Below are 23,126 nucleotides of genomic sequence, written 5' to 3'. Positions count from 1 at the left end.
CCGCCCCCCCCCGCCTCTTCGGCGTGACCGACGGGTCAGAACGCCCCGGCGAGCGCACCCCCGTCGACCGGGTAGACGGTGCCGGTCATGAAGGACGACGCGTCCGATGCCAGCAGGAGGGCCATCCCCTGCAGCTCCTGCCGGACGGCCATCCGCCCGAGCAGCACCGTGTCAGCCCAGGCCTGCTCGACGGCCGGGTCGATCGGGCCACGGCCGCCGATGTTGGTGTGGAAGGGACCCGGGGCGATGCCGTTGACGCGGATCCCGTCCGGAGCGAGGTCGACGGCGGCCTGGCGGACCAGGTTGGCCAGCGCGCCCTTGGAGGCGCTGTAGCCGTAGCCGACCATCGAGTCCGCACGCAGCCCCGCGGTCGACACCGTGACCACGATGCTGCCCCGGCCGACCGGGCGCATGGCCGACGCGGCCGCGCGGACGGTGGCCAGGGTGCCCACCAGGTTGACAGCCAGGGCTGCGTCGAACGCTGCCCAGTCCAGGTCGTAGACCCGGCCCTCGGGGGTGTTGACACCCGGGCCGCCGGCGATGCCGGCGTTGGCGAACACCGCGTCCAGCGGGCGCTCCGCGGCGGCGGCCGTGACGACGGCGTGCACCTCGTCGGCCCGGGAGACGTCGCACACCCGCGTCGTCACCGTTCCGCCCGCGGGGTCCACGGTGGCTGCGCTCCGCGCCAGCTGGTCGGCGTCGACGTCGAGCATCGTGACCGAGGCCCCGCACTGCAGGAGGCCCTCCACGATCCCGAGGCCCAGCCCGCTCGCGGCGCCGGTGACGAGGACGTGCCGGTCGTCCATCCGCAGTCGTTCGGGCAGGGACCGGGTGTCGCCGGTGGATCCGGTCATGCGGGGTCTCCTGGATCGTCGGGTGCGGGGGAGGGGCGGAGGTCGATGAGCACCTTGAAGGCCTCGTCGGGACGTTCCTCGAGCAGCTGGACCGCGGCAGCGGCCTCGGCCAGTGGGAGCAGGTGGCTGACCATGGCGTCGGCTGCAGCGGTGTTGCGGGCCACGAGGTCCGCGGCCGCGGCGAACTCCGCCGACGTGCAGCAGCTGACCCCCAGGACGTCGAGCTCCTTGACGGGCAGCGGGCCCGGGCTGGTCGGCGCCGACTGCGAGGTCATCCCGACCACGACCACGCGGCCGCCGTGACCGGCCATCTCCAGTGCGGTCGCGAGGACGGCGGCCCGGCCGGTCGTGTCGACGACCACGTCGGCGCCGTCCGGCCCGGTGTGCACGGCCAGCAGCGCAGGGAGGTCGGCTGCGTCCGGCGCGGCGGTGCTGAAGCCGAGTGCGGTCAGCAGGTCCCGGCGGGAGGGGACGGGGTCCAGCGCCAGCACCGTGGCGCCTCGGTCCCGGGCGGCCAGTGCGGTGGACACGCCGATGGGGCCGCCACCGAGGACGACGACCGACTCCCCGGGCGCCACCCGCCCGCGGTTCACCGAGTGGACGGCGATGGACACCGGCTCGACCAGGGTGGTCTGGGTCGCAGTGAGGCCGGGCGTCGGCACCAGCGCGGAGGTCTCGGTCTCCAGGTGCTCCTGTAGTGCTCCGTCCCGGTGGACCCCGAGCAGCTGGAGGTGGCGGCACACGTTCTCCCGGCCGGCCCGGCAGGGCCGGCAGGCGCCACAGGGACGGACCGGCCAGACGGCGACCCGGGTGCCGGCGGCCGGGCCGTCGCCGGTGGGGTCGGCGGCGGCCACGACCGCGGAGAACTCGTGGCCCTGCACGCGGGGGAGCAGCCCGTCGTGCGAGGGTCCCAGGTCGGCCCGGAAGAGGTGGAGGTCGGAGCCGCAGATCCCGACCGTCTCCACCCGCAGCAACGTGCGGCCCGGCCCCGGAGGGCCCGGTTCCGGCCGGTCGTGCAACCGGATGGTGCCGGGACCCTCCGTGACCGCTGCCCTCATCGGGTGCTGGGCCCCGAGGCGGTCAGGAAGCCGATGACCTCGTCGGCGACTGCATCGGGACGCTCGTGGTAGAGCCCGTGTGCCGTACGGGGCACCTCGCGCAGCGTGGAACCGCTGATCGCCTCCGCGTAGGCCTCACTGTGCGGTCGGGGGATGATCTCGTCCACCTCGGCGGTCAGCACCAGCGTCGGTGCCGTGATCTTCGGCAGCCGGTCGGGCAGCTCCGGGTCGTGCAGGAAGGGGTCGCGGGCGAACCGGCCGAACGCGGTCATGTCCCGTTCGTTCTGCGCGATGGCCTCGGGCGTCGGCGGTGCCGAGAGCGCGGCCGTCACGACGGCGTCGTCGTAGAACAGTGCCCGGACCAGCTGTTCCGGGCCCATCTCGAACAGGTTCGCCGGCGGGGCGTCGGGGACGTGCAGCCCGGCGGGGGCCATCAGGACGAGGTGCTCGACCCGGTCGGGGATGGTCGTGGCGAGCTCCGCGGCGATCCAGCCGCCGAACGAGGCGCCGACGACGTCGAGCCGGTCGATGCCGAGCTGGTCCAGCAGTCGCACGTAGTGGGCGGCGATGTCCTGGACGGTGGCGACCTCGGGGAGCTCGTCGCTGAGCCCGAACCCGGGGTGGTTCGGCGCGATCACGTCGAAGTGCTGGGACAGCTGCTCCAGGTAGGGGTTCCAGGCCCCCGCCCCGCCGGCGGCGTGCAGGACCAGGACCGGACGCCCGGACCCCTGTCGGAAGAAGTTGACCTCACCGGACCCCATGGGCACTCGGGTCGGGGTCGGGCCGGCACCTGGATCACTCACGCTGAACTCCTGACTCGAGGCCTTCGGACACTTGTCCGCCATCTCGGCTCACCGTGACCCATGCCACGGTGGCTGTCAACGGACTTCCGGCCGGCAGGGGCGCCGCCGTCCCTCTGGCGCCATCCGCGGGCGGGTCCTGGGGAGGCGTGGGACGTCGGACCCACGGCAGCGGACATCCGTACGCCTGACGGTTGACAACGGTTGCACGGCGCTGCCAGTGTTCCCTGCGTCACGTTGCGCAGGTCACACATGGCCGCTCTGCCGACACGTGCCGTCCCATCCAATGACGAAGAGGACGACAGATGTCTCATCGACTTCCCCGCGCCGGACGAGCCCCGCGCTTCGCACCCCTGGCAGCGCTCGCGGTCGCCGGGCTGGCGATCGCCGGGTGCGCACCCAGCGAGACCGACACGGGATCGCCGGCTGGTGCAGAAGCCGAAGCAGTCGTGTCGGAGGACGTGCTCGCCGATCTGGAGACCGACGTCCAGGAGGCCATGGCCGTTCCCGAGTGGGAGTCGCCCGGACCGGCCTTCTCCGTCGCGGGGCTGGCGGGCAAAAAGATCCTGTCGATGCCGGTGAGCAGCCAGCTCGAGGGCTGCGACCGGATGGCGCGCACCGTCGTCGACATCGCCAAGAGCGTCGGCATGACCGACAGCACCTACTTCCAGAACGACGGTGGCCCGCAGGCCTGGGTCCAGGGCATGAACCTGGCGATCAACCAGGGGTACGACGGCGTCGCGCTCGTCTGCGGCATCGACCCGGCAGCGCTGGCCCCGCAGATGGAAGCCGCCCGCGAGGCGGGCATCGAGGTGGTGGACATGCACCTGGCCGACGTGGAGGACCCGGCGAGCGACCTCATCGCCGCCCAGACGAACGGCCAGTTCAACCGGTCGATGGAGCTGGGGGTGGACGCGGCGCTCCTCGAGTCCGAGGGCCGGCCCATCGACGCCCTCGTTATCACGTCGAACGAGAACCCGCCGTCGATCGGGATGGAACAGGCCGTCCGGGACGAGTTCGAGGAGCTCTGCGGGGACGAGTGCGAGGTGCAGGCGATCAACATCCCGATCACCGACTACGCCACCGAGCTGACCAGCGCGGTCTCCTCGGCGCTGGTGGCCAACCCCGACATCCGCGCCGTCTTCACCGTCTTCGACGCGCAGACGCCGTTCGTGCTGCCGGCCATCCAGTCCTCCGGCGTCGACGCGAAGACCTACGCCTTCGGCGCCGACCGGACCTTCATCGAGCTGATGAAGGACCCGGCGAACCCGATGGGGACCGACATGGGCCCGAACTTCGACTGGATGGCCTACACCGGCGCTGACCAGCTGTTCCGGGTGCTCAGCAACCAGGAGCCGATCCCGTCGGAAGAGGCCTTCTCGCCCTACCGGTTGTGGGCCCCGGAGAACGCCGAGGAGCTGCAGCCGCCGGACTACGGCTTCGGTGACGCCTACGTGGAGGGCTACCGCGGTCTCTGGCAGGACGCGCCCGCCGCCTGATGGGCCGGGGGGCCTCCGGATCTCCGGAGGCCCCCGCAGCCTCGTTCCACCCAGACCAGCAGGGGTACGGCGTCCGGCCACCCCGCTCCGGCCCAGCTAGGGGAACCGTCGGATGGCGACCACCGCTCTGGAGCTCCACCACATCTCGAAGACCTTCGGCGCCACCAAGGCCCTGCAGGACGTCTCCCTGACCGTCCAGCGCGGGGAGGTGCTCGCGCTCCTCGGCGAGAACGGCTGCGGGAAGTCGACCCTGGTCAAGGTCATGGCCGGCGTCTACGACCCCGAGTCCGGCGGCCGGATGGTCGTCGACGGCGAGGACGTCCCGCTGCCGCTGCACGGGGACGCCGCCCGGCACCTGGGCCTCAGCTTCGTCCACCAGGACCTGGGGCTGGCCCGCCCGCTCACCGTCCTGGAGAACCTGCTCGGCGGTGTCGCCGAGCGGTCTGGGTCCCGCACCCGCATCCACTGGCGGGCCGAGGCCCGCAAGGCCGGGGAGATGCTGCGTTCCTACGGGGTCGACGTCGACCCCCTGGCGGTGGTCAACCAGCTGCCGCCGGTGGAGCAGGCGCTGGTCGCCATCGCCCGGGCGGCGGAGGAGCTCAAGCAGCACCGGGAACGCACCGGTGCCTCGTCCTCGGTGCTCGTCCTGGACGAACCGACGGTCTTCCTGCCCGAGGAGGAGGTGCGGTTCCTCTTCGACCTGATCCGGACCATCGTCGCCTCCGGTGCCAGCGTGGTGTTCATCTCCCACGACCTGCCGGCCATCCGCGCCATCGCCGACCGGGTCACCGTGCTGCGGGACGGGAAGCTCGCCGCGACCGCGCGGATGAGCGACGTCACGGACGCGGAGGTCGTGGAGATGATCGTCGGCCCTGCGGCCGCCGGCCTCAGCAGCCCGAAGCACGGCCAGGCCCACGGCGGGCACCGGCCGGACGCGGAGGAGCCGCGGTCCTTCGACCGCGCACCCGAGGCGGGGCTGCACGTCACCGGCCTCCGCGGTGGGCAGACCAGCGGGCTTGAGCTGCACGTGGCCCCGGGGGAGATCGTCGGCCTCGCCGGACTGCTGGGATCCGGTGCCGAGGAGGTCCCCTACCTCCTCTTCGGTGCGAAGCAGGCCTCCGGCGGTGAGCTCACCCTGCGCGGCCGGAGCGTGCCGTTGACCAAGCAGCACCCCGGCCAGGCGGTCGGCATGGGCCTCGCGCTGATCCCGGCCGACCGCCGTCGGGACGCCATCGCCCCGGCGGTCTCGGTGGCCGAGAACATGATGCTGCTGGTGGTGCGCCGGTTCTCCCGGGGTGGGCGGCTGCGCAACGCGCTGCTGCGCAGCACCGCCGACGAGCGGGCTGGTGCACTCGACGTCCGCCCGCGGCGCACCGACCTGCCGCTGGGCACCCTCAGCGGCGGGAACGCGCAGAAGGTCGTCGTCGGCAAGTGGCTGGAGATCGGTCCGGAGGTCCTCCTGCTGCACGAGCCCACCCAGGGCGTGGACATCGCGGCCCGTGCCGAGATCTACCGGGTCATCAAGCGGGCCACGGAGACCGGCATGGCCGTCGTCTGGGTCTCCAGCGACTTCGACGAGCTGGCCACCGTCTGCGACCGCGTCGTCGTGGTGAGCGGCGGGGTCGCCGTCACCGAGATCGTCGGGCAGGGCATCTCGCCCGCCGCGATCACCGCAAGCGTCTACGGGGCTGACCCGGGCGCGACTCCGAACACCCGCATCGTCGAACAGGTGGCACCATGAGCGCGACGGAGACCGTCGAGACCACGGACCCGCAGCCCGCCCCGAGCGTGGCCCAGGGGAGCGGATCGGTCCGCGGCCGGTGGGGGGAGAAGGCAGCCCTCCCGGTCGCCTGGCTGGTGCTGTTCATCGTCTTCGCCGCCCTGGCACCGGAGACGTTCCTCTCCATGGGGAACCTGTCCAACATCCTCGGGTCCCAGTCGATCCTGTTCATGCTCGCGCTGGCTGCGCTGCTGCCGACGCGCTCGGGGGACCTGGACCTGTCGCTGGGCAGCATCGGGGGCCTGTCGGCGATCATCGTCGCGGTCCTCAACGTCAACCACGGGGTGTCCGTCCCGGTGGCCTGCCTGGTCGCCGTCGGCGTCGGCGGGCTCTGCGGTGCCTTCAACGGGCTGTTCGTCGTCAAGTTCAAGACCGAGCCCTTCATCATGACCCTGGGGACGGGCACGCTGTTCGGTGGTCTGGTCTTCTGGATCGCCAACTCCACCACCATCGTGGGGGTCGATCGCAGCCTGTCGATGTGGACCTACCTGCGCCAGATCGGCGGCGTGCCGGTGCAGTTCTTCTACTGCCTGCTGGTCATGCTCGTGATCTGGTACGTCATGAACCACACGCCTCTCGGTGTGCGGAACCTCTTCGTCGGGCAGTCGCGCGAGGTGGCCGTGCTCAGCGGCATCAACGCAGACCGGATCCGCTTCGGCGCCTTCACGCTCGCCGGGGTCATCGCCGCGCTGGCCGGCGTCCTCTACGTCGGCACCACGGGCTCGGCCGGCCCCACCTCGGTGGAGACCTTCCTGCTCCCGGCCTACGCGGCCGTCTTCCTCGGCGCCACGACGATCCAGCCCGGCCGGTTCAACGCCCTGGGCACCGGGGTGGCCGTGCTGTTCCTGGCCACCGGCACCGCCGGGCTGCAGCTGCTCGGCGCACAGGACTACGCCCAGCAGCTCTTCTACGGCGGGGCGCTCGTCCTGGCCGTCGCCATCTCCCGCTACCTGCGGCGGAACTGACCGCGGGTGCCACCGCTCCCCGTGCTGTGGAAGGAGAGAACGTGAGAGAGCTCGGCTTCGGCCAGCCGCGTGACGGCATCATCCAGATGGCCTACGTCGTGGCGGACGTCCAGGCGGCCATCGAGCAGTGGACCAGCGAGCTCCGGGTCGGCCCGTGGTTCCTGCTGGACTCCTTCACCGGGGTCGACCCGGTCTACCGGGGGCAGCCCAGCCGCGCCGACGTCGCGATCGCCATGGCCTTCGCCGGGCACATGCAGATCGAGCTCATCCAGCCGAAGGACGAGCACCCGTCGGTCTACCGCGAGGTGATCGAGCAGCGGGGCCACGGCTTCCACCACTTCGGCGTCGTCACCGACGACATCGCCGCCGGGATCGCCGAACTCGAGGCCCGTGGACACGTGCTCGCGTACCGGGCCGGTGTGCCCACGGGCGGCGAGGTCGCCTACCTGGACGGTGGTCACGCCCGCCCCGGCATGGTCGAGCTGATCGAGTACGGGCCGGGCATGGACGCCGCGTTCACCGCCTTCTGGCGCGCCTCCCTCGACTGGGACGGCGCCGACCCGATCCGGCCGTTCGCGGCTCCACTTCCACCCACCAGCGTCCCCGGCTCCGGGCCGGCCCTCCAGGAGGAGACACCCCGATGACCGCTTCCGTCGACCCTAACCTGCAGACCCGGTTCCGCGAGGTGATGGCAGGCGTGCCCACGCCGGTCTCGGTGATCACCTGCCTGGGCGACGGGCTGCCGCACGGCACGACCGTGAGCGCCTTCGCCTCCCTGTCGATGACCCCGCCGATGGTGCTGGTCTCCCTCGACCGCGGCTCGGACCTGCTGGTCATGGTGCGCGAGACCCGGCGCTTCGGCGTCAACGTGCTCGGCTCCCACCAGGCCGCAACGGCCCTGGCCTTCGCGCGCAAGGGCGGCACCGGGAAGTTCAACGGGGTCCGCTGGGAGGTCGACAACGACCTGCCGCGGCTCCCGGGGGCTCCCGGCTGGCTGGCGTGCGAGGTCGAGGCGCTGGTCGACGGCGGGGACCACGTCGTCGCCCTGGGCCTGGTGACCGCGGCCGACACGACCGAGGGGCGGCCGTTGACCTACCACGGCCGCGTCTTCGGGACCCACGCCGCGCTGGAGACCGAGTGAGTCCCCGCCGCACGCCCGCGGAGTCGGTCCAGCGGGCGCTGGCCGCCCTCGCCGCGGGCCAGCTGGTCGTCGTCGTGGACGACGAGGACCGGGAGGACGAAGGCGACCTCGTCGCCGCCGCCGAGCTCGTCACCGAGGAGCAGATGGCCTTCCTGGTGCGGCACACGACCGGGATCATCTGCGCCCCGATGCCGGCCGCCCGCACGGAGGAGCTGCGGCTGCCGCAGATGGTGGCCGAGAACGGCGACTCCCACGGGACGGCCTTCACGGTGAGCGTCGACCACGTCAGCACCGGGACGGGGGTGTCGGCCGCCGATCGCGCCCGCACCGTCCGAGCCCTCGCCGACGGGGCCACCGGGCCGGCAGAGCTCCGGCGGCCCGGGCACGTCTTCCCGCTGCGCGCACGCGCTGGGGGCGTCCTGGTGCGCGCCGGGCACACCGAGGCGGCCGTGGACCTCACCACGATGTCCGGGTTGTCCGGGGTCGGGGTGATCGGGGAGATCGTCGACGACGACGGCTCGATGCGCCGGGGCGAGTCGCTGACCCGGTTCGCGGCAGAGCACGGGCTGCCCGTCCTGGCCATCGCCGACCTCGTCCGGTACCGGCGGGCCACCGAGCAGCTCGTCGAACTGGTCGCCAGCTCCACGATGCCGACCGAGTTCGGCGACTTCCGGGCGATGGCCTACCGCAGCACGGTCGACGGCACCGAGCACCTGGCCCTGGTGATGGGCGACGTGGCCGCCGCCGGGGCCGCGGAGGCCGGCGCACTCGTCCGGGTGCACTCGGAGTGCCTGACCGGCGACATCCTCGGTTCGCTGCGCTGCGACTGCGGAGGGCAGCTGGAGCAGGCGCTGCGCGCGGTCGCAGAGGAGGGCGTCGGAGCCGTGGTCTACCTGCGCGGTCACGAAGGGCGGGGGATCGGCCTGGGCCACAAGATCCGTGCCTACGCCCTCCAGGAGGAGGGGCTGGACACGGTGGACGCCAACACCGCCCAGGGCCTCCCCGCAGACGCCCGAAGCTACGGCGTCGGTGCGCAGATCCTGGGTGATCTCGGGGTCAGCCGGCTGAGGTTGATCACGAACAACCCGGCCAAGTACGGGGGCCTCGACGGTTACGGTCTGACGATCGTGGGGCGGGTGGCGCTCCCTGCGGTGGTGACCCCGCACAACGTCCGGTACCTACGGACCAAGCGTGACCGGATGGGCCACCTGGCCCCGCCGGCCGTCGAGGGCTGACAGCTGGCCGGTCGGCGCACCGTTGGACCCTGAGATGACCCGACCACGTGCGGACCGTCGTCCGCTCGCATCCGAGAGAGGTACTCGATGACCCAGTCCACGCCGGATGGTTCGATCCCCGCTCAGTCCGCCGTGACCACCGACGTCCTGGTGGTGGGCTCCGGCCCGGCCGGGGCGTCGGCAGCCCTGCTCCTCGCCAGCTACGGGACCTCGACGCTGCTGGTCACCAAGTACGGCCGGCTGTCCGACACCCCGCGTGCGCACATCACGAACCAGCGCACGATGGAGGTGCTGCGCGACGTGGGTCTGGAGGAGCGGCTCATGCGGGAGGCGACGCCCTGGGAGTTCATGGGCAACACGACCTTCTGTACCAGCCTCGCCGGCGAGGAGCTCGGCCGGGTCCCGTCCTGGGGCACCGACACGGTGCGGCACGCCGACTACGAGCTGCAGAGCCCGTGCGCGATGCTCGACGCGCCCCAGACCATCACCGAGCCGATCATGGTGCAGGCCGCGCAGGATCGCGGGGCGCGGGTCCGGTTCGACACCAGCTACGTCTCCCACGTCCAGGACGACGACGGCGTCACCACCACGCTGCAGGACCGGCTGACCGGCACGACGTACACCGTCCGCTCCAAGTACCTGATCGGGGCCGACGGCGCACGCAGCCAGGTGGCCGCCGACCTCGACCTGCCCTACGAGGGCCCCGGCGCAGTCGGTGGTGCGCTGAGCATCGTCTTCGAGGCCGACCTCTCGCGCTTCGTCGCGCACCGCCCGTCGGTCCTCTACTGGATGCTGCAGCCCGGCGCGGAGAAGGAGGGTGTCGGCCTCGGCGTGCTCCGGATGATCAAGCCGTGGACCGAGTGGATGCTCATGTGGGGCTACGAGGTGGCCGGCGGCCCGCCGGACCTCAGCGACGAGGTGGTCCGGGAGCTCGCGGTCGCACTCGTCGGCAGTGACGACTTCGAGATGCGGGTGAAGTCCCGTTCCCCGTGGACGGTGAACCACCACTTCGCCACCACGATCGCCCGGGGGCGGGTCTTCTGCGCCGGCGACGCCATCCACCGGCACCCCCCGACCAACGGGCTGGGCTCCAACACCTCGATCCAGGACTCCTACAACCTGGCCTGGAAGCTCGCGCACGTGGTGGCCGGGACGGCGGACCCGTCGCTGCTGGACTCCTACGACGCCGAGCGCGCACCGATCGCCCGGCAGGTCGTCGAGCGGGCCAACCAGAGCATCGCCGACACCGGGAAGATCCTCAGCGCCCTCGACCTCGAGCACACCGAGGCCGACGCGCTCGAACGCCAGCTCGCGCTGTGGAAGGCGCCGGGCGCGGAGGGGGAGAAGATCCGGGCCGCCGTCCGGGAGGCCATCGCCTACAAGGCCTACGAGTTCGACGCCCACGGCGTCGAGCACAACCAGCGGTACGCCAGCTCCGCGGTGGTCCCCGACGGGACGCCGATGCCGGAGTACCGGCGGGACCCCGAGCTGTACGCCCAGCCCACCACCTGGCCCGGCGCCAAGCTGCCGCACACCTGGGTCACCCGGGGCGGGGTACAGACCTCCACCCTCGACCTGGTCGGCCGTGGCCGGTTCAGCGTGCTGACCGGCATCGGCGGGGAGGCGTGGCTCGCAGCCTCCCGCACCCTCGGCGAGCAGGCCGGGCTGTCGATCACCACCGTCTCGATCGGGCCGGGCCAGCCCGTCGAGGACCCGTACGGCACCTGGGCCGACCTGCGGGAGATCGAGGACGGCGGCGTCCTGCTCGTCCGGCCGGACGGGTACGTCGCCGCCCGGTACCCGTCCGCACCGCCGTCGGAGCAGCAGGCCGCCGACTGGCTCGCCGCGGCGCTCGGCGCCGTCCTCGGGCGCGATCTCAGTCAGGTCTAGGAGCAGGAGCCTGCGGTGCGGCTCGGCCGCACCGCAGGCTCGGACGAGCCAGTCGCCTGGGCCGTCGGCCAGCACGGTGGCCAGGGTCCCCGCGGTCGTCCGGACGGCTCCGGAACAGCGGCTCCGACGGCGGTCGGGTACCTGCCCGTCGGGGTGGGTGCCCGATGACGGCGTTGCTCAGGCCAGGCGGTAGCCGGCCTGGCGCACAGCGGCGTCGACGTCCTCGGCGGACACGGGTGCGGTCGAGGTGACGGTCACGGTGGACACGCCGCCCGGGGTCAGGTCCACCAGGACGTCGGTGACGCCGGGGAGCCCCTGGAGCGCGGAGGTCACGACGCCGGCGCAGTGTCCGCAGGTCATGCCATCCACCCCGTACGCCGCTGTCGCCTGCATCCCGGCCGGGGGCGTGGTCGCCTGCTGCGGAGCAGCCGGGCTGCAGCAGCCACAGCCGCCCGATGTCACGGGAGGCGTTCCGCGACGCGTGATCTCGATGCTCTCAACAGCCACTTCCGGGCCCTCTCTGCTGAGTGTCACTGCTCCTGTCGAGCTCGTGCCCACGCCCCGACGATAGTACCCCTGGGGGGTATCTGCCAGACGGCCTCAACGGTTGTGCGGACCATCTCGGTTCCACGCAGGTAGCGTCGAGGAGTCGGCGGACCGTTGGGCAGGTCCACGCAGGCGGGGACGATCGGGGGGTGTCATGCGAGGGCGGCTGATCTGGGCGCTGTTCGCAGTGGCCGCCGTCCTGGCCATGCACGGCGTGCAGTGCATGGGCGGGGTCGACTCGCCCCACACCCCGCTGGCCGCGTCAGCCTCGCTCGACTCCCACCATGGCGCCGTCGTGGGGTCGGCCGACGGGATGCACCCCGTTGCCGCGCCCGCAGCCATGCCCCTCGACCCGGCCCCCGATGGCATGCCGGCTCATGGGGCGGACATCTGGACGCTCTGCCTGGCGGTGCTGTTCGCAGTACTGACCTGCGTGGGCGTCGCGGCGCTCCGGCGCGGGCGGCTCACCCTCCAGCTGCGAGGCCCGCCGCCGTCGCTGCGCGTGCTCCGGCACCTCCACCGGCCCGCCCCCGCGCCGGATCTCGCGTTGCTCTGCCTCCTGCGGATCTAGGCCGAGTGCCCCCACCCCGTCAGCACCTCTGCTGGCACGGGGAGCACCGGCATGCCCTCATCCGCAGGTAGACAGGAGATCTCTCGATGACCCGCACCACCGCACGACTCGCCCGCCTGACCGGTGGGCTCATCGCCGGCGCCGTCGTCCTCACCGGCTGCGCCGGCGAGGACGGCTCCGCCGCCGACGCAGGCAGCGCCACTGCCCAGGCCGAAGAGTTCAACGACGCGGACATCGCGTTCGCGCAGGGCATGATCCCGCACCACGAGGGCGCGCTCACGATGGCCGAGATGGCCGTCGAGCGTGCCGAGGACCCGCGCGTCCGCGACCTGGCCGAGCGCGTCGAAGCCGGGCAGGAACCGGAGATCGACCTCATGACCGGGTGGCTGGAGGAGTGGGGCCAGCCGGTCGAGCCGGACTCCATGGACGGCATGGACCACGGCGGCATGGACATGGAGATGGACGGCATGGACATGGCGGACATGCCCCCGGCCGGCGCCGACTTCGACCGGATGTGGCTGCAGTCGATGATCGAGCACCACGACGGTGCCGTCGTCATGGCCGGGACGGAGATCGACGAGGGGCAGGACGACGAGGCGGTCGACCTGGCCCGGTCGATCGCCGAGACCCAGACCCAGGAGATCGACGAGATGCAGCGCCTGCTCGACGAGCTCGGCGGCTGAGCGCCGGGGCGGGGGCGGCGGCTGGGTCCGCCGTCCCCGCCCTTCGTCCGCGCCCGGCCCGCTGTTCCCGTGATCCCCAGGAGACCTGATGTCCGTTCCGCCCTGCCCTGCCCGCCGCCGCCCTGCCCTGCCCGCCGCCGCCCTGCCCAGTGGTGGTCGCCCGCCGCCTCCGTTCCGGTGCTCCTCGTCGCCGTCCTGACCGGGTGTTCGTCGTCCGGTTCCGACCGAGCAGCGGACGCCGCGGTCGCCACCGCGACCGGGCAGCTGCCGACCAGCCACGTGCACGGCGTCGGCATCGACCCGGGCAGCGGCTCGGTGCTGGTGGCGACCCACGAGGGCCTGGTCGAGGTCGCCGACGGGGCCGTGACCCCGGTCGGGCCGACGATCGACCTGATGGGCTTCACCGTCGTCGGCCCGGACCACTACCTGGCCTCCGGTCATCCGGGCCTGCACTCCGAACTGCCGAACCCGGTCGGTCTGATCGAGACCACCGACGCCGGCCGTACCTGGTCGCCGCTGTCCCGGCAGGAGGAGTCCGACTTCCACGGCCTGACGGTCAGCGACGCCGGGGTCCTCGGCTTCGACGGCTCGTTGCTGTTCAGCGAGGACGGCCGCGCCTGGGAGCCGCTTCCCATCCCCGCGGAGCCGCACACGCTCGCGGCGTCCCCGGACGGGACCCAGGTGCTGGCGACCACGGAGCAGGGCCTGCTCCGCTCCACCGACGCGGCGTCCTCCTGGTCGTTCGTCGAGGGGGCGCCCCTGCTGCAGGTGGCCACCTGGGCCGACGAGCGCCAGGCCGTCGGCGCCACACCGGACGGCGTCGTCTGGGTCACCGCTGACCGGGGCCTGACCTGGGACGAGGTGGCGGAGCTGGGTTCGGCGCCCGAGGCCGTGACGGCGACGTCGGACGGCGAGGAGGTGCGCGTCGTCGTGGTCACCACCGCCGCCGTGCTGGAGTCATCGGACGGCGGACGGACCTTCGAGACGCTGCTGGCGCGCTGACGCCGGCACGCGGACGAGCGCCCGGTCGGGCTCGGCCCCGTGGTCGGCGTGGCGGTGGCGAACGGCGGTGCGACAGCAGGTCGGCGGAGGTGGCGTGCTGGGTCAGGGGGCGACGGGCACCCGCACCGCTCCTGGCTGCGCTCCGAACAGCGGCCCGCGCGGGAGGGCCGCCGGTCGTGGCGTGAGGTGCACCCCGGCGATCATGCACCGCACCGATCCGCCCGCCAGCTCGACGGTCGGCACGGCTACCGCCAGCAGCTGGGTCGTCGCCTCGATCCGCCGGCGCTGGTCTGCGGTGAGGCTGGCGGCGGCCCGCGCGGAGAGCGCCAGCACCGGTCCGTCGCGGCCGGTCAGCTCGATGGCGTTGCCGGCGAACTGGCGGACCTGGTGCTCGGAGAGATCGACGACGTCCCGGCCGGTCGCAGCCAGCCGGTCGGTCACCCGGGCTCGATCAGCGGCCGCGCTGATCAGCCTGAGCCCGACCAGCGCCACCGCGCTGCCCACCGTCATCAGCACGTTCGTGTGGTAGACCGCCCGGCCCTCGGCGTCGGCCGTGTCGAACAGCACCGCCTCGTAGCCGAACGTCGCGCAGAACCGCGCCAGCGCCTCGGGGTGTGCCCGGTGGGAGCGGGAGACGTAGGCGACCCGCTCCTGGTGGTCGAGCACCATCGCCCCGGTCGACTCGAGGAACAGTCCGTCCCGCTCCATGCCGGAGAAGTCCACGACCTGGTCCACGCGGTACCGCTCCTGGAGCAGCTGGACGACGTCGGCTCGCCGCTCGCTGCGCCGGTTGACCGCGAACATCGGGTAGAGCGCCACCCGGCCGTCGGGGTGCGTCGACAGCCAGTTGTTCGGGAAGACGGCGTCCGGGCGATCGTGCGCGTGGTCCTCGAAGAGGTGCACGACCACCCCCGCCGACTCCAGCGCCTCGGCCAGCCGGGTCACCTCGTCGCGGGCCTGCGCGGCGACGGCGGCGGGGTCCGGCCCGGCGGGCAGCGACTGGAAGGCGTTGTCGACCCGGGTCAGCTCGTTGGGGCGGAACCGGTGCGGGCGGATGAGCACGACGGCTCCCGGCGCCTGCACGGGTACGGCCATCAGGCTCCGACCCGGTCGACGGTGATCCGGCGGGCGGCGACCCAGCTGGTCGTGGTGCGGACGTCGACGAGCGAGGTCATCCGAGCCTTCCTGTCAGGGTTGATCTCAAGGCTAGGAACGGGCGATGTGCAAGCGCAACGAACATCCAGCTCGATCTCCGGCGGCCAGCTGAGCAGATTTCGCGTCGTGATTAGGCTTTCTGCATGACCGCGTTGACCGAGCTCGATCGTCGACTGCTCGCCGTCCTCCGCGAGGACGGCCGTGCACCCGTCGCTGAGATCGCCCGCCGGCTCGGGATCTCCCGGGCCACGGTCACCAGCCGGATGGACCGCCTGGTCGCGCAGGGCGTCATCGTCGGCTTCACCGTGCGGGCCCGGGAGGACGCGGTCGCCGGTGAGGTGCGGGCGGTGACGCTGATCGAGGTGGAGGGTCGCTCGACGGATGCGGTGATCCGCCGGCTGCGGGGCTTCACCGAGATCGATGCGCTGCACTCCACCAACGGGGGCTGGGACCTCGTGGCGGAGGTCCGCACCCGTGACCTGATGGAGTTCGACCGGCTGCTCGGCCGCATCCGCTCGATCGACGGCGTCGTGAACAGCGAGACCAGCTTGCTGCTGTCCTCCGTGCTGCGCTGACCCGCGGCCGGCCCGACGCCACCGGAGCCAGCAGCCGGCTGCGACGGGGCCGGTGGATCAGTCCTCGGTGAGCCAGACGGCGGTGTTCGGTGGCAGCGCGATGCTGCCGGCCGAGGCATGCACCCGCGACGTCGAGGCGAGCAGCACCTCACCGCGGGCGCGGGCCAGCACCGTGGCCGAGCCCATGTTCACCACGCAGCGCACGGTCTCCTCGTCCCCGACGCAGCGGACGGTGAGGACGTCGCCGTCCGTGCGGACCGTGGCGTCCCCGGAGCCCAGGGCCGGGTGCGCCGCGCGGAGGGCGAGTGCCCGCCGGTAGAGGGTCAGCATCGAGCCGCCGTCCCGGGTCTGACTGGAGACGGCGTAGCCGCTCCACTCGGCCGGGATCGGCAGCCACGGCTCGGCCGCGCCGTCCGGGGAGAAGCCGACACCGGCGGAGTCGTTCCACGGCATCGGGACCCGGCAGCCGTCCCGGCCGGCGCGCTCGCCGCCGCTGCGGAAGAAGATCGGGTCGGTCTTCGCCTCGTCCGGCACCACGGCCTGGGGCAGCCCCAGCTCGTCCCCGGCGTACAGGTACGCAGACCCGGGCAGCGCCAGCATCAGCAGGGCGGCGGCCCGCGCGCGGGCGGTGCCGAGGGCGCCCCCGCCGAAGCGGGTGACCTGCCGGTCCTTGTCGTGGTTGCCCAGCACCCAGGACACCGGGGCGCCCACCCGACCGAAGGCGTCGAGCGCCGTCTGCACGCCGTCGGCGAACGCCGCGGTCTCCCACGGCGACTTGAGCAGCCGGAAGGAGAACGACTGGTGCATCTCGTCGGGCCGCGAGTAGAGCGCGACCTCGTCCAGGTCGGCCAGGCAGACCTCGCCGACCAGCATGGTGTCGGGGTACTCGTCGCAGACCGACCGCCACTGGCGCCACACGTCGTGCACCTCGGGCTGGTTCCAGGTCATCGCCTGCTCCGGCCCGTGGCCGAACAGGGTGGGGGAGTAGGCGCCCGGGTTGTCCCGCAGGTCGGCGTCCTTGAACAGGCCGTAGGCGACGTCGACCCGGAACCCGCTGACCCCGCGGTCCAGCCAGAACCGCAGCGTCTTCTCGAAGTCGGCGGCGACCGCCGGGTCCCGCCAGTTCAGGTCGGGCTGCTCGGGGGCGAACAGGTGCAGGTACCACCGGCCGTCCGGCGTGCGCGACCAGGCCGGGCCGCCGAACAGCGAGCGCCAGTTGTTCGGCGGCTCCTCCGACGGCGGGGCGAAGTGGTAGCGGGCGGCCTCGGGGGAGTCCGGGTCGGCCAGCGCGGCCTGGAACCAGGGGTGCTGGTCGGAGGTGTGGTTCGGGACGACGTCCAGGACGACGCGCAGTCCGAGCTGGCGGGCGTCGGCGACCAGGGCCTCCAGGTCGGCGACGTCGCCGTAGTCCGGGTCGACCGCCCGGTAGTCACAGATGTCGTAGCCGCCGTCGGCCCCGCCGGAGGGGTAGTGCGGGTTGATCCAGAGGGCGTCGACGCCCAGCCAGGACAGGTAGGGCAACCGCGAGCGCAGCCCGGCCAGGTCACCGATCCCGTCCCCGTTGCTGTCGGCGAAGGAGCGCAGGTAGACCTGGTAGACCACGGCTGACCGCCACCAGGGCGACGGGGACCGCTGGGCCGCGACCTGCTGCTCGGTCGAGGTCCGCATCGTTGCGAGCCGACGTGACATGTGGACAACATCGGCAGTCGAGCCGGCGAACTGTGTGGTGCGCGTCACGAACGGCCGGCGTGGTCTCTGGCGGATCTCGCCAACGGCAGCGGCCTTTCGCGCCCCTGGTCCCGGTTCCCGTCTCTGCGTGGCGGTGGACGCTCTCGATGCCCGCGCATGACGCGACGACGGTGCCGACCTCGGCGGCCGAAGGCGGACGTCGGTGCTGCTCGACCGGGCTCCAGGGCGCTCGAGCGGCGGAGAGCCCGTGCAGCCGGGTCGTCATCGCCGCCGTGCGAAGGGGTCTTCATCCGTGCAGGCCGGGGAGGACCTCCGTCGTCCCAGGCGTCGAGCACGTGCACGAGAGGGGCATCTCATGGCCAGCTGGACACGCAGGACCGTCGCCACGGTCTTCGTCGGGACCGCCATCGCAGCGGGCGTCGCCACACCGGCGAGCGCGCAGCCCGTGAACGACCAGGACGGTCTGGTCAACGTCGCGATCGGCGACGTCACCGTCCTCCAGGACGTCAACATCGGCGTCGCCGCCCAGGTCGCCGCCACCATCTGCGGTGTGAAGGTCGGCCCGGTCGCCGTCCTCGGTCAGGCCGTGGACCGCAGCGGTGACACCCAGACGGTCTGCGAGACCGACCAGGGACCAGTCCGCCTCGTGCAGAACTAGTCCCGTCGCGCGCGGGTCCGTCCCGCGTGCTCCGCCCTCGACCGGGAGGCCGTGACCCCGCCTCCCGGTCGAGGGCCCCGCGCGGCCGGCCGGCTCTCGTGCAGGCTGCGCTGCGTCATGTCGAACGTGGCGAGCACCTCCATCAGGAACTCCGAGGCAGCGGCCGCCACCGGCAGGACGTCGTCGGCCTGGGTCTCCTCCAACACGGCCAGGAAGACGTCGTGGTGGACCCGGGCCAGTTCCAGCAGCCCCACCTGCTCGATGACGGCCGAGCGTCCCAGCTCGTACCCCCGGTTCAGTGCTGCCTCCTCGCGGCGCGGCAGGTAGCTGAGGAGGGCCATCCGGTAGTCGCGCGCGAGGCGCTCGAGCGGGCTCACCGGGGCACCGCCCGGGCGGCGGGTGCACCGATCCGCCCGGCCCCTGACCGGCGGGCGCCGCTGCCCTCGAGGAAGGCCAGCCCCTCTTCCAGGTCGAGCGCGGTCGCCACGGTCCCGGTGTCCATGCCGAGCGACACCATCGCGAACGCCACGTCGGGCTGGATGCCGACGATCACGGTCACCGCCCCGCGCAGCCGGGCCATCTCCCCGATGGTGCGCAGCGTGCGTGCGCCGAAGGAGTCGAGCACGTCGAGCGCGGCGACGTCGATCACCACCCCGCGGGACCGGTGCCGCCCGATCTGCTCGACCAGGTCCTCCCGGAACCGCTCCATCTCCGTGTCGTCGAGGGCCGTGTGGATGGACGCGATGAGGTGAGGGCCCTGGCGCAGGATGGAGACCAGCTTCGGCCCGGACATCAGGGGCTCGCCATGCCGCTGTCCCGGGTGACGGTGTAGCCGAGCAGCCGCTCGGCCTCCTCCAGGCCGCCCTGCAGGTCACCGATGGTGTCCATCTTGCTGAGGTCCACCCCGATGGTGACCAGGGTCTGCGCGATCTCCGGGGAGAGCCCGGTGATGATCACGCTGGCGCCCATCAACCGGGAGGCGTCGACGGTCTGGACGAGGTGGTTGGCCACCGCCTCGTCGACGTCCGGCACGCCGGTGATGTCGACGACGACGACCTTGGCGCGGTGGGTGCGGATGCCGGCCAGCAGCTGCTCGGTGAGCTGACGTGCCCGCTCGCTGTGCAGCACGCCGATGATCGGCAGGATCAGCAGCCGTTCCCGCACGGGAAGCACCGGCGTGGACAGCTCACGTATCGAGTCCTGCTGTTGGCGGATGACCCGTTCCCGCTCGTCGACGAAGCTCCCCGCGACGGTGATCGCGATGCGGTTGGCGGCGGGTTCGTAGGCGTCGAGCACCCGGTTGAGCAGGGCGAAGTCGAGCTGGTACTTCTCGAAGAGGGAGCGGGCCAGGACGTCACGCAGCAGCAGCACGATCCCGACCACCTCGTGCGTCTCGACCCCGCGGGGGATGATCCGCTCCGACAGGTCGCGGGCGTACCGCTGCAGCGCCTCCACGCTGCCGGTCTCCAGGACCTCCACGTAGTTGTCGTAGACCGAGGTGGTCTCGACCGTCATCTCCTGCGGGGTCATCGCCCGCAGCAGACCGGACTGCTGGATGCGCCCCGCCCACTCCTGGCGCAACCTCGTCCGGTGCTCGCGGAGGTGGGCGACCAGCTGAGGGAGCAGTTGGTGCTCGTCGTCCCGCTCGTACAGGTACTCAGGTGAGACCGGGGCCGTCCCCGCCGGCGCGGTGTGGTGCTCGTGGTCCGTCATCGTCCAGTCCGCCATTTCGTCATCGTCACCGTCGTTCCGCGGCCCATCTCCGACACCACCGCGAACTCGTCCATCAGTCGCCGGGCACCGGGCAGTCCCAGTCCCAGCCCGTCGTAGGTGCTGTAGCCGTCCGTGAGTGCCCGTTCGACGTCGGCGATCCCCGGTCCGGTGTCCCGCGCGACGACGCGCACCCCCTGGTGCGGGTGCTCGAGCAGTTCGACGAGGACCTCGCCGGAGCCGGCGAAGCGCACGATGTTGCGTGCGATCTCCGAGACGGCCGTCGCGATCAAGGTCAGGTCGGTCCGGGAGAAGCCGAGCCGGGACGCCAGTTCGCGGGCGGCCTGACGCGCCGCCACGATGTCGGCGTCGGACTCGACCCGGACCCGGACCTCGTCCTCCCTGGGCTGACCGCGCTCCATCAGGGGCTGGCTCAGGCGTGCGCACGACCCGCACTCCAGGAGGTGGCGGCCGGCGTCCACCTCCCGCTGCCGCCGGCGGTCGCCGCCGGAGAGCGCGAGCAGGACCGGGCGGCAGCGATCGGTGGGCGGCTCGACGCCCTCGACGGAGAGCAGGTACTCCACTCGCAACCGGGCTCGGGTCCGGTTCAGCTGGGCCGCGACGGCCCCGGCGGTCGAACCGAGCTCCCCGGCCAGCGACCGGGTGTCCCGCCCCGACACCTCGTGGGCGAGCAGCAGGTCGCGCTCCTGCGCCGAGAGCCGGGTGAGCGCCTGGGCGACCGCATCGCGCTCCTCGCGCGCGAGGAGGTCCTCGTCCACCGCGGCGGAAGGGCGCAGGTCGACCACCCGGTGCTGGTTCCGCTGGTGCCGGTCACGCTCGCGCCACTGAGAGGTCACCACGTTCCGGGCCGTGACGATCGCGTACGGCTCCAGCATGCCCGGCTCGACCCGTCCGGCGGCGGCGAGCACCCGCACCAGGGTCTCCTGGACCAGGTCGTCGACCGTCGCGGCGTCGGCGACGCGGGCGGCGATCACGCGGCGCACCATCGGGATGAGCGCGGCGATGTCAGTGTGCGGCGCGGGGTTCGTCCGGTTCCTCGGCGGACCGCGCAGTCCCCACGGCCGGGACGCTACGCCAGTGGAGCCCGCAGCGGACCGGTGTGCCGGGTTCGGGTGCAGGCGCAGCAGACGACGACCCGGGAATGGCAGGGGGCCGTGCTCGAGGACGTGCCGGCTCAGCGACGGAGCGCCGGACGTCGGGGCGGTGGAACGGCTCATGATTGGCTTCTTGTGGCGTGGGGCACAGAGATGACGTGGACAGCTACGCCGTCGGATTCGCCCGGCCGGATCGCCGATCCTGGGCCCAGCCGGTCGACCAGCCCAAGTCCTGGCACGCCGTCGAGGCGCACCGGCCAGCCGACGAGCTCGACGGGGAGGTGGAGCTCGCCGTGTGCGGGGCGATCGTGCAGATCTGGGGTGCGCAACGGTGGGGGCGGATGAGCAGTGGCCGCGACACCTGCGCCGAGTGCCGGCGCCGCACGGCGCCGGCACTGCGACAGGTCGGCTAGATCGACTGCGGCGGCTCGGCCGGCTTCTGCTCGGCCCGAGGCGTCCGCCGGCCGGTGATGGCCGAGATGCCGGTGATGTCCCGGCCCACGATGAGCGCCTGCACGTGGTCGGTGCCCTCGAACGTGTAGATCGCCTCGATGTCAGCGTGGTGGCGGGCGATGTGGTGCTCCAGCAGGATGCCGTCACCGCCGAAGAGGTCGCGGGCGTCGGCGACGATCTGCCGGGCCTTCTTGCAGTTGTTCATCTTCGCCATGGAGGCCATCGCCGCGGTCATCCGGCCCTCGTCGGCCAGCTTGCTCAACCGCCAGCTCAGCAGCCGCATGCTGGTGATCTCGGCCAGCATCCGGGCCAGCTTCTCCTGCACCAGCTGGTAGCCGGCGATCGGCTGGCCGAACTGCTCCCGCTGCATCGTGTGCTTCAAGGCCAGGTCGTAGGCGGCCTCGGCGATGCCCAGGGCCCGCCAGGCCACGGTGTACCGGGTGCGGTCCAGCACCACCGAGACGTCCTTGAACGAGCGGCAGTTGGCCAGCTTGTTCTCCGCCGGCACCCGCACCTCGTCCAGGGTGATCTCGGCCTGCCACACCGCCCGCAGCGCGGTCTTGCCGGTCATCCGGGTCGCGGTCCAGCCGATCGACCCCTTGGGGACGACGTAGCCGCCGACCGCACCCTCCTCGTCGCGGGCCCAGATGAGCACCAGGTCGGCGATCGTGCCGTTGCCGATCCACTTCTTGGCGCCGTTGAGCACCCACTCGTCGCCGTCCCGGCGGGCGCTGGTCTCCAGGGCGACGGCGTCCGAGCCGTGCGCGGGCTCGGTCAGGCCGAACGCGCCGATCAGCTCCATCCGGGCCATCGCCGGCAGCCAGCGCTCGCGCTGCTCCTCATCGCCCAGCAGGGCGATCGACTGCATGGCCAGGAAGCTGTGGACGCCGTAGAAGGTCCCCAGGCTGCCGTCGGCGCGGGCCCACTCGGCGGCGACCAGCCCGGCGGCGACCGCGCTCATCCCGGCCGAGCCGTACCCGGCGACCGTGCCGCCGGCCACGCCCAGCTCAGCGATCTTCGGGACCAGCTCGAACGGGAACTCCGCCCGCTCCCAGTAGTCGTTGATGATCGGCGTGACCTCGCGCGTGCAGAAGTCGCGCACCCGGTCCCGCAGCTCGATCTCCTCCGGCTCCAGGAGGTCGTCGAGGGCGTAGAAGTCAGGGGAAGCGTCGTTGCTCACCGGTCCGAAGCTACTCGCGGGTGGCACTGGGTGCCGTGTGCTCAGCGCCGCTCCAGGGAGCCGCGCAGGAGGGCTGCCTGCCCAGCGTGCTGGAGGTCGTCACCGACGACGCTGAGCAGCCGGACACCCAGGGTCACCGGCGGGTCCCAGCGCTCGTCGACGACCCGGTCGAGGTCCCCGGCGCTGAGCGTGCCCACGAACTCCGCGGTGCGTCGGTGCACGTCGGCGTGGTGGTCGATCAGCAGCTGCGGGTCGCTGACCTGCGTCCGTCCGACGTCGGTGCTGCTGAAGCCGTAGCCGATGGCACTGGGGTCGAACGGCAGCTCGAACCGGTCGGCCCAGCCGTTGGCCGTGTAGGCCTGCTCGACCCCGGCGACCTCGGAGACGTGGTCGTCCTGGACCCGGGTCAGGTGCCAGACCAGCCAGGCGATGGTGTTCGCCTCCGGGTCGACGCGGGCGTTCAGCAGCTGCGGGTCGATCCCCTCGACCGCCCCGCGGACGGCCTCCTCGACGTTGTCGAACGCGGTCAGCAACAGGTCCCGGCTCTCCATGATCGCCGCCCTACCC

Annotated in this window: 25 protein-coding genes; 13 read left to right on the top strand and 12 right to left on the bottom strand. The window is 72.5% G+C overall.

Annotated features, from left to right (window positions below; genetic code table 11):
- Window positions 1-35 precede the first annotated feature (35 nt).
- Genes IN07_RS23600 through IN07_RS23590 form a run of 3 tightly spaced genes read right to left on the bottom strand, consistent with a single transcriptional unit; the run spans window position 36 to window position 2,715 of the window.
- Window positions 36-854: an SDR family NAD(P)-dependent oxidoreductase gene (locus IN07_RS23600; protein WP_052091715.1), complete on the bottom strand. Its 819-nt coding sequence runs from the start codon at window positions 852-854 to the stop codon at window positions 36-38.
- The gene (locus tag IN07_RS23595) at window positions 851-1,912 is read right to left on the bottom strand and encodes a zinc-binding dehydrogenase (RefSeq protein WP_052091714.1); all 1,062 of its coding nucleotides are present in this window, start codon (window positions 1,910-1,912) and stop codon (window positions 851-853) included. The genes IN07_RS23600 and IN07_RS23595 overlap by 4 nt, the downstream gene beginning before the upstream one ends.
- Window positions 1,909-2,715 carry an alpha/beta fold hydrolase gene (locus IN07_RS23590; protein ID WP_197058623.1) on the bottom strand — a complete coding sequence of 269 codons (807 nt, stop codon included), beginning with the start codon at window positions 2,713-2,715 and terminating at the stop codon, window positions 1,909-1,911. Before IN07_RS23590 ends, IN07_RS23595 begins: the two co-directional genes overlap by 4 nt.
- 446 nt (window positions 2,716-3,161) lie before the next feature.
- On the opposite strand from IN07_RS23590, the gene IN07_RS23585 reads away from it, so the two are divergent.
- From IN07_RS23585 to IN07_RS23555, 7 genes are all read left to right on the top strand, one after another.
- A complete protein-coding gene (locus tag IN07_RS23585; protein ID WP_036341545.1) occupies window positions 3,162-4,211 on the top strand; it encodes a sugar ABC transporter substrate-binding protein in 1,050 nt (349 codons plus the stop codon).
- Window positions 4,212-4,323: 112 nt separating this feature from the next.
- A complete protein-coding gene (locus tag IN07_RS23580; protein ID WP_052091712.1) occupies window positions 4,324-5,952 on the top strand; it encodes a sugar ABC transporter ATP-binding protein in 1,629 nt (542 codons plus the stop codon).
- The gene (locus tag IN07_RS23575) at window positions 5,949-6,956 is read left to right on the top strand and encodes an ABC transporter permease (protein ID WP_036341542.1); all 1,008 of its coding nucleotides are present in this window, start codon (window positions 5,949-5,951) and stop codon (window positions 6,954-6,956) included. Before IN07_RS23580 ends, IN07_RS23575 begins: the two co-directional genes overlap by 4 nt.
- Before the next feature lie 41 nt (window positions 6,957-6,997).
- Entirely contained in the window at window positions 6,998-7,600 is a 603-nt protein-coding gene (locus IN07_RS23570) for a VOC family protein (RefSeq protein WP_197058622.1), read from the top strand.
- On the top strand, window positions 7,597-8,097 hold the full coding sequence (locus IN07_RS23565; RefSeq protein ID WP_036341540.1) for a flavin reductase family protein: 501 nt from the start codon (window positions 7,597-7,599) through the stop codon (window positions 8,095-8,097). Before IN07_RS23570 ends, IN07_RS23565 begins: the two co-directional genes overlap by 4 nt.
- Window positions 8,094-9,332: a bifunctional 3,4-dihydroxy-2-butanone-4-phosphate synthase/GTP cyclohydrolase II gene (locus IN07_RS23560; protein ID WP_036341537.1), complete on the top strand. Its 1,239-nt coding sequence runs from the start codon at window positions 8,094-8,096 to the stop codon at window positions 9,330-9,332. Before IN07_RS23565 ends, IN07_RS23560 begins: the two co-directional genes overlap by 4 nt.
- An 87-nt stretch (window positions 9,333-9,419) precedes the next feature.
- Window positions 9,420-11,222: an FAD-dependent oxidoreductase gene (locus IN07_RS23555; RefSeq protein WP_052091711.1), complete on the top strand. Its 1,803-nt coding sequence runs from the start codon at window positions 9,420-9,422 to the stop codon at window positions 11,220-11,222.
- A 177-nt stretch (window positions 11,223-11,399) separates the two neighbouring features.
- On the opposite strand, the gene IN07_RS23550 is transcribed toward IN07_RS23555, so the two are convergent.
- Window positions 11,400-11,582: a heavy-metal-associated domain-containing protein gene (locus IN07_RS23550; protein ID WP_231558555.1), complete on the bottom strand. Its 183-nt coding sequence runs from the start codon at window positions 11,580-11,582 to the stop codon at window positions 11,400-11,402.
- A gap of 340 nt (window positions 11,583-11,922) precedes the next feature.
- On the opposite strand from IN07_RS23550, the gene IN07_RS23545 reads away from it, so the two are divergent.
- The 3 genes from IN07_RS23545 to IN07_RS23535 all read left to right on the top strand — a co-directional run bounded on the left by IN07_RS23545 (window position 11,923) and on the right by IN07_RS23535 (window position 14,024).
- Window positions 11,923-12,339, top strand: coding sequence for a hypothetical protein (locus IN07_RS23545; protein ID WP_036341530.1), 417 nt, complete (start codon window positions 11,923-11,925; stop codon window positions 12,337-12,339).
- 86 nt (window positions 12,340-12,425) lie between these two features.
- Window positions 12,426-13,022: a DUF305 domain-containing protein gene (locus IN07_RS23540; RefSeq protein WP_036341528.1), complete on the top strand. Its 597-nt coding sequence runs from the start codon at window positions 12,426-12,428 to the stop codon at window positions 13,020-13,022.
- 177 nt (window positions 13,023-13,199) lie between these two features.
- Window positions 13,200-14,024, top strand: coding sequence for a F510_1955 family glycosylhydrolase (locus IN07_RS23535; RefSeq protein WP_064972479.1), 825 nt, complete (start codon window positions 13,200-13,202; stop codon window positions 14,022-14,024).
- 102 nt (window positions 14,025-14,126) lie between these two features.
- Here IN07_RS23535 and ctlX read toward each other — a convergent pair whose 3' ends face one another.
- A complete protein-coding gene (ctlX, locus tag IN07_RS23530; RefSeq protein WP_052091710.1) occupies window positions 14,127-15,119 on the bottom strand; it encodes a citrulline utilization hydrolase CtlX in 993 nt (330 codons plus the stop codon).
- Between the two features lie 203 nt (window positions 15,120-15,322).
- Here ctlX and IN07_RS23525 point away from each other — a divergent pair, with 203 nt between their 5' ends.
- Window positions 15,323-15,754 (top strand): Lrp/AsnC family transcriptional regulator, encoded by a 432-nt coding sequence (locus IN07_RS23525; RefSeq protein ID WP_036341527.1) that lies wholly within the window; start codon window positions 15,323-15,325, stop codon window positions 15,752-15,754.
- A 57-nt stretch (window positions 15,755-15,811) separates the two neighbouring features.
- Here the strand turns inward: IN07_RS23525 and IN07_RS23520 are convergent, their stop codons facing one another.
- Window positions 15,812-17,422: a glycoside hydrolase family 13 protein gene (locus IN07_RS23520; RefSeq protein WP_036341524.1), complete on the bottom strand. Its 1,611-nt coding sequence runs from the start codon at window positions 17,420-17,422 to the stop codon at window positions 15,812-15,814.
- Between the two features lie 376 nt (window positions 17,423-17,798).
- Here IN07_RS23520 and IN07_RS23515 point away from each other — a divergent pair, with 376 nt between their 5' ends.
- Window positions 17,799-18,101, top strand: coding sequence for a hypothetical protein (locus IN07_RS23515; protein WP_036341521.1), 303 nt, complete (start codon window positions 17,799-17,801; stop codon window positions 18,099-18,101).
- Here IN07_RS23515 and IN07_RS23510 read toward each other — a convergent pair.
- The 4 genes from IN07_RS23510 to IN07_RS25005 are packed head-to-tail and all read right to left on the bottom strand — an operon-like array spanning window position 18,098 to window position 20,836.
- On the bottom strand, window positions 18,098-18,478 hold the full coding sequence (locus IN07_RS23510; RefSeq protein WP_036341518.1) for a phosphatase RsbU N-terminal domain-containing protein: 381 nt from the start codon (window positions 18,476-18,478) through the stop codon (window positions 18,098-18,100). The genes IN07_RS23515 and IN07_RS23510 overlap by 4 nt on opposite strands.
- On the bottom strand, window positions 18,475-18,894 hold the full coding sequence (locus IN07_RS23505) for an STAS domain-containing protein (protein WP_036341515.1): 420 nt from the start codon (window positions 18,892-18,894) through the stop codon (window positions 18,475-18,477). Before IN07_RS23505 ends, IN07_RS23510 begins: the two co-directional genes overlap by 4 nt.
- A complete protein-coding gene (locus IN07_RS23500; RefSeq protein ID WP_231558554.1) occupies window positions 18,894-19,829 on the bottom strand; it encodes an STAS domain-containing protein in 936 nt (311 codons plus the stop codon). Before IN07_RS23500 ends, IN07_RS23505 begins: the two co-directional genes overlap by 1 nt.
- Window positions 19,811-20,836, bottom strand: coding sequence for a sigma-70 family RNA polymerase sigma factor (locus IN07_RS25005; protein ID WP_269429987.1), 1,026 nt, complete (start codon window positions 20,834-20,836; stop codon window positions 19,811-19,813). The genes IN07_RS23500 and IN07_RS25005 overlap by 19 nt, the downstream gene beginning before the upstream one ends.
- Window positions 20,837-21,084: 248 nt before the next feature.
- On the opposite strand from IN07_RS25005, the gene IN07_RS23490 reads away from it, so the two are divergent.
- Complete coding sequence (locus IN07_RS23490; protein ID WP_036341512.1) at window positions 21,085-21,339, top strand: hypothetical protein; 255 nt, start codon at window positions 21,085-21,087, stop codon at window positions 21,337-21,339.
- On the opposite strand, the gene IN07_RS23485 is transcribed toward IN07_RS23490, so the two are convergent.
- Together IN07_RS23485 and IN07_RS23480 are read right to left on the bottom strand one after the other, a co-directional pair.
- A complete protein-coding gene (locus IN07_RS23485; RefSeq protein ID WP_036341508.1) occupies window positions 21,336-22,559 on the bottom strand; it encodes an acyl-CoA dehydrogenase family protein in 1,224 nt (407 codons plus the stop codon). The genes IN07_RS23490 and IN07_RS23485 overlap by 4 nt on opposite strands.
- Window positions 22,560-22,600: 41 nt before the next feature.
- Window positions 22,601-23,110, bottom strand: a complete 510-nt coding sequence (locus IN07_RS23480; RefSeq protein ID WP_036341505.1) for a mycothiol transferase — start codon at window positions 23,108-23,110, stop codon at window positions 22,601-22,603.
- Window positions 23,111-23,126 lie beyond the last annotated feature (16 nt).

This window comes from Modestobacter caceresii, assembly GCF_000761485.1.
GTDB classification, from domain to species: Bacteria; Actinomycetota; Actinomycetes; order Mycobacteriales; family Geodermatophilaceae; genus Modestobacter; species Modestobacter caceresii.
This window is presented reverse-complemented; position numbering and strand designations above follow the sequence as displayed.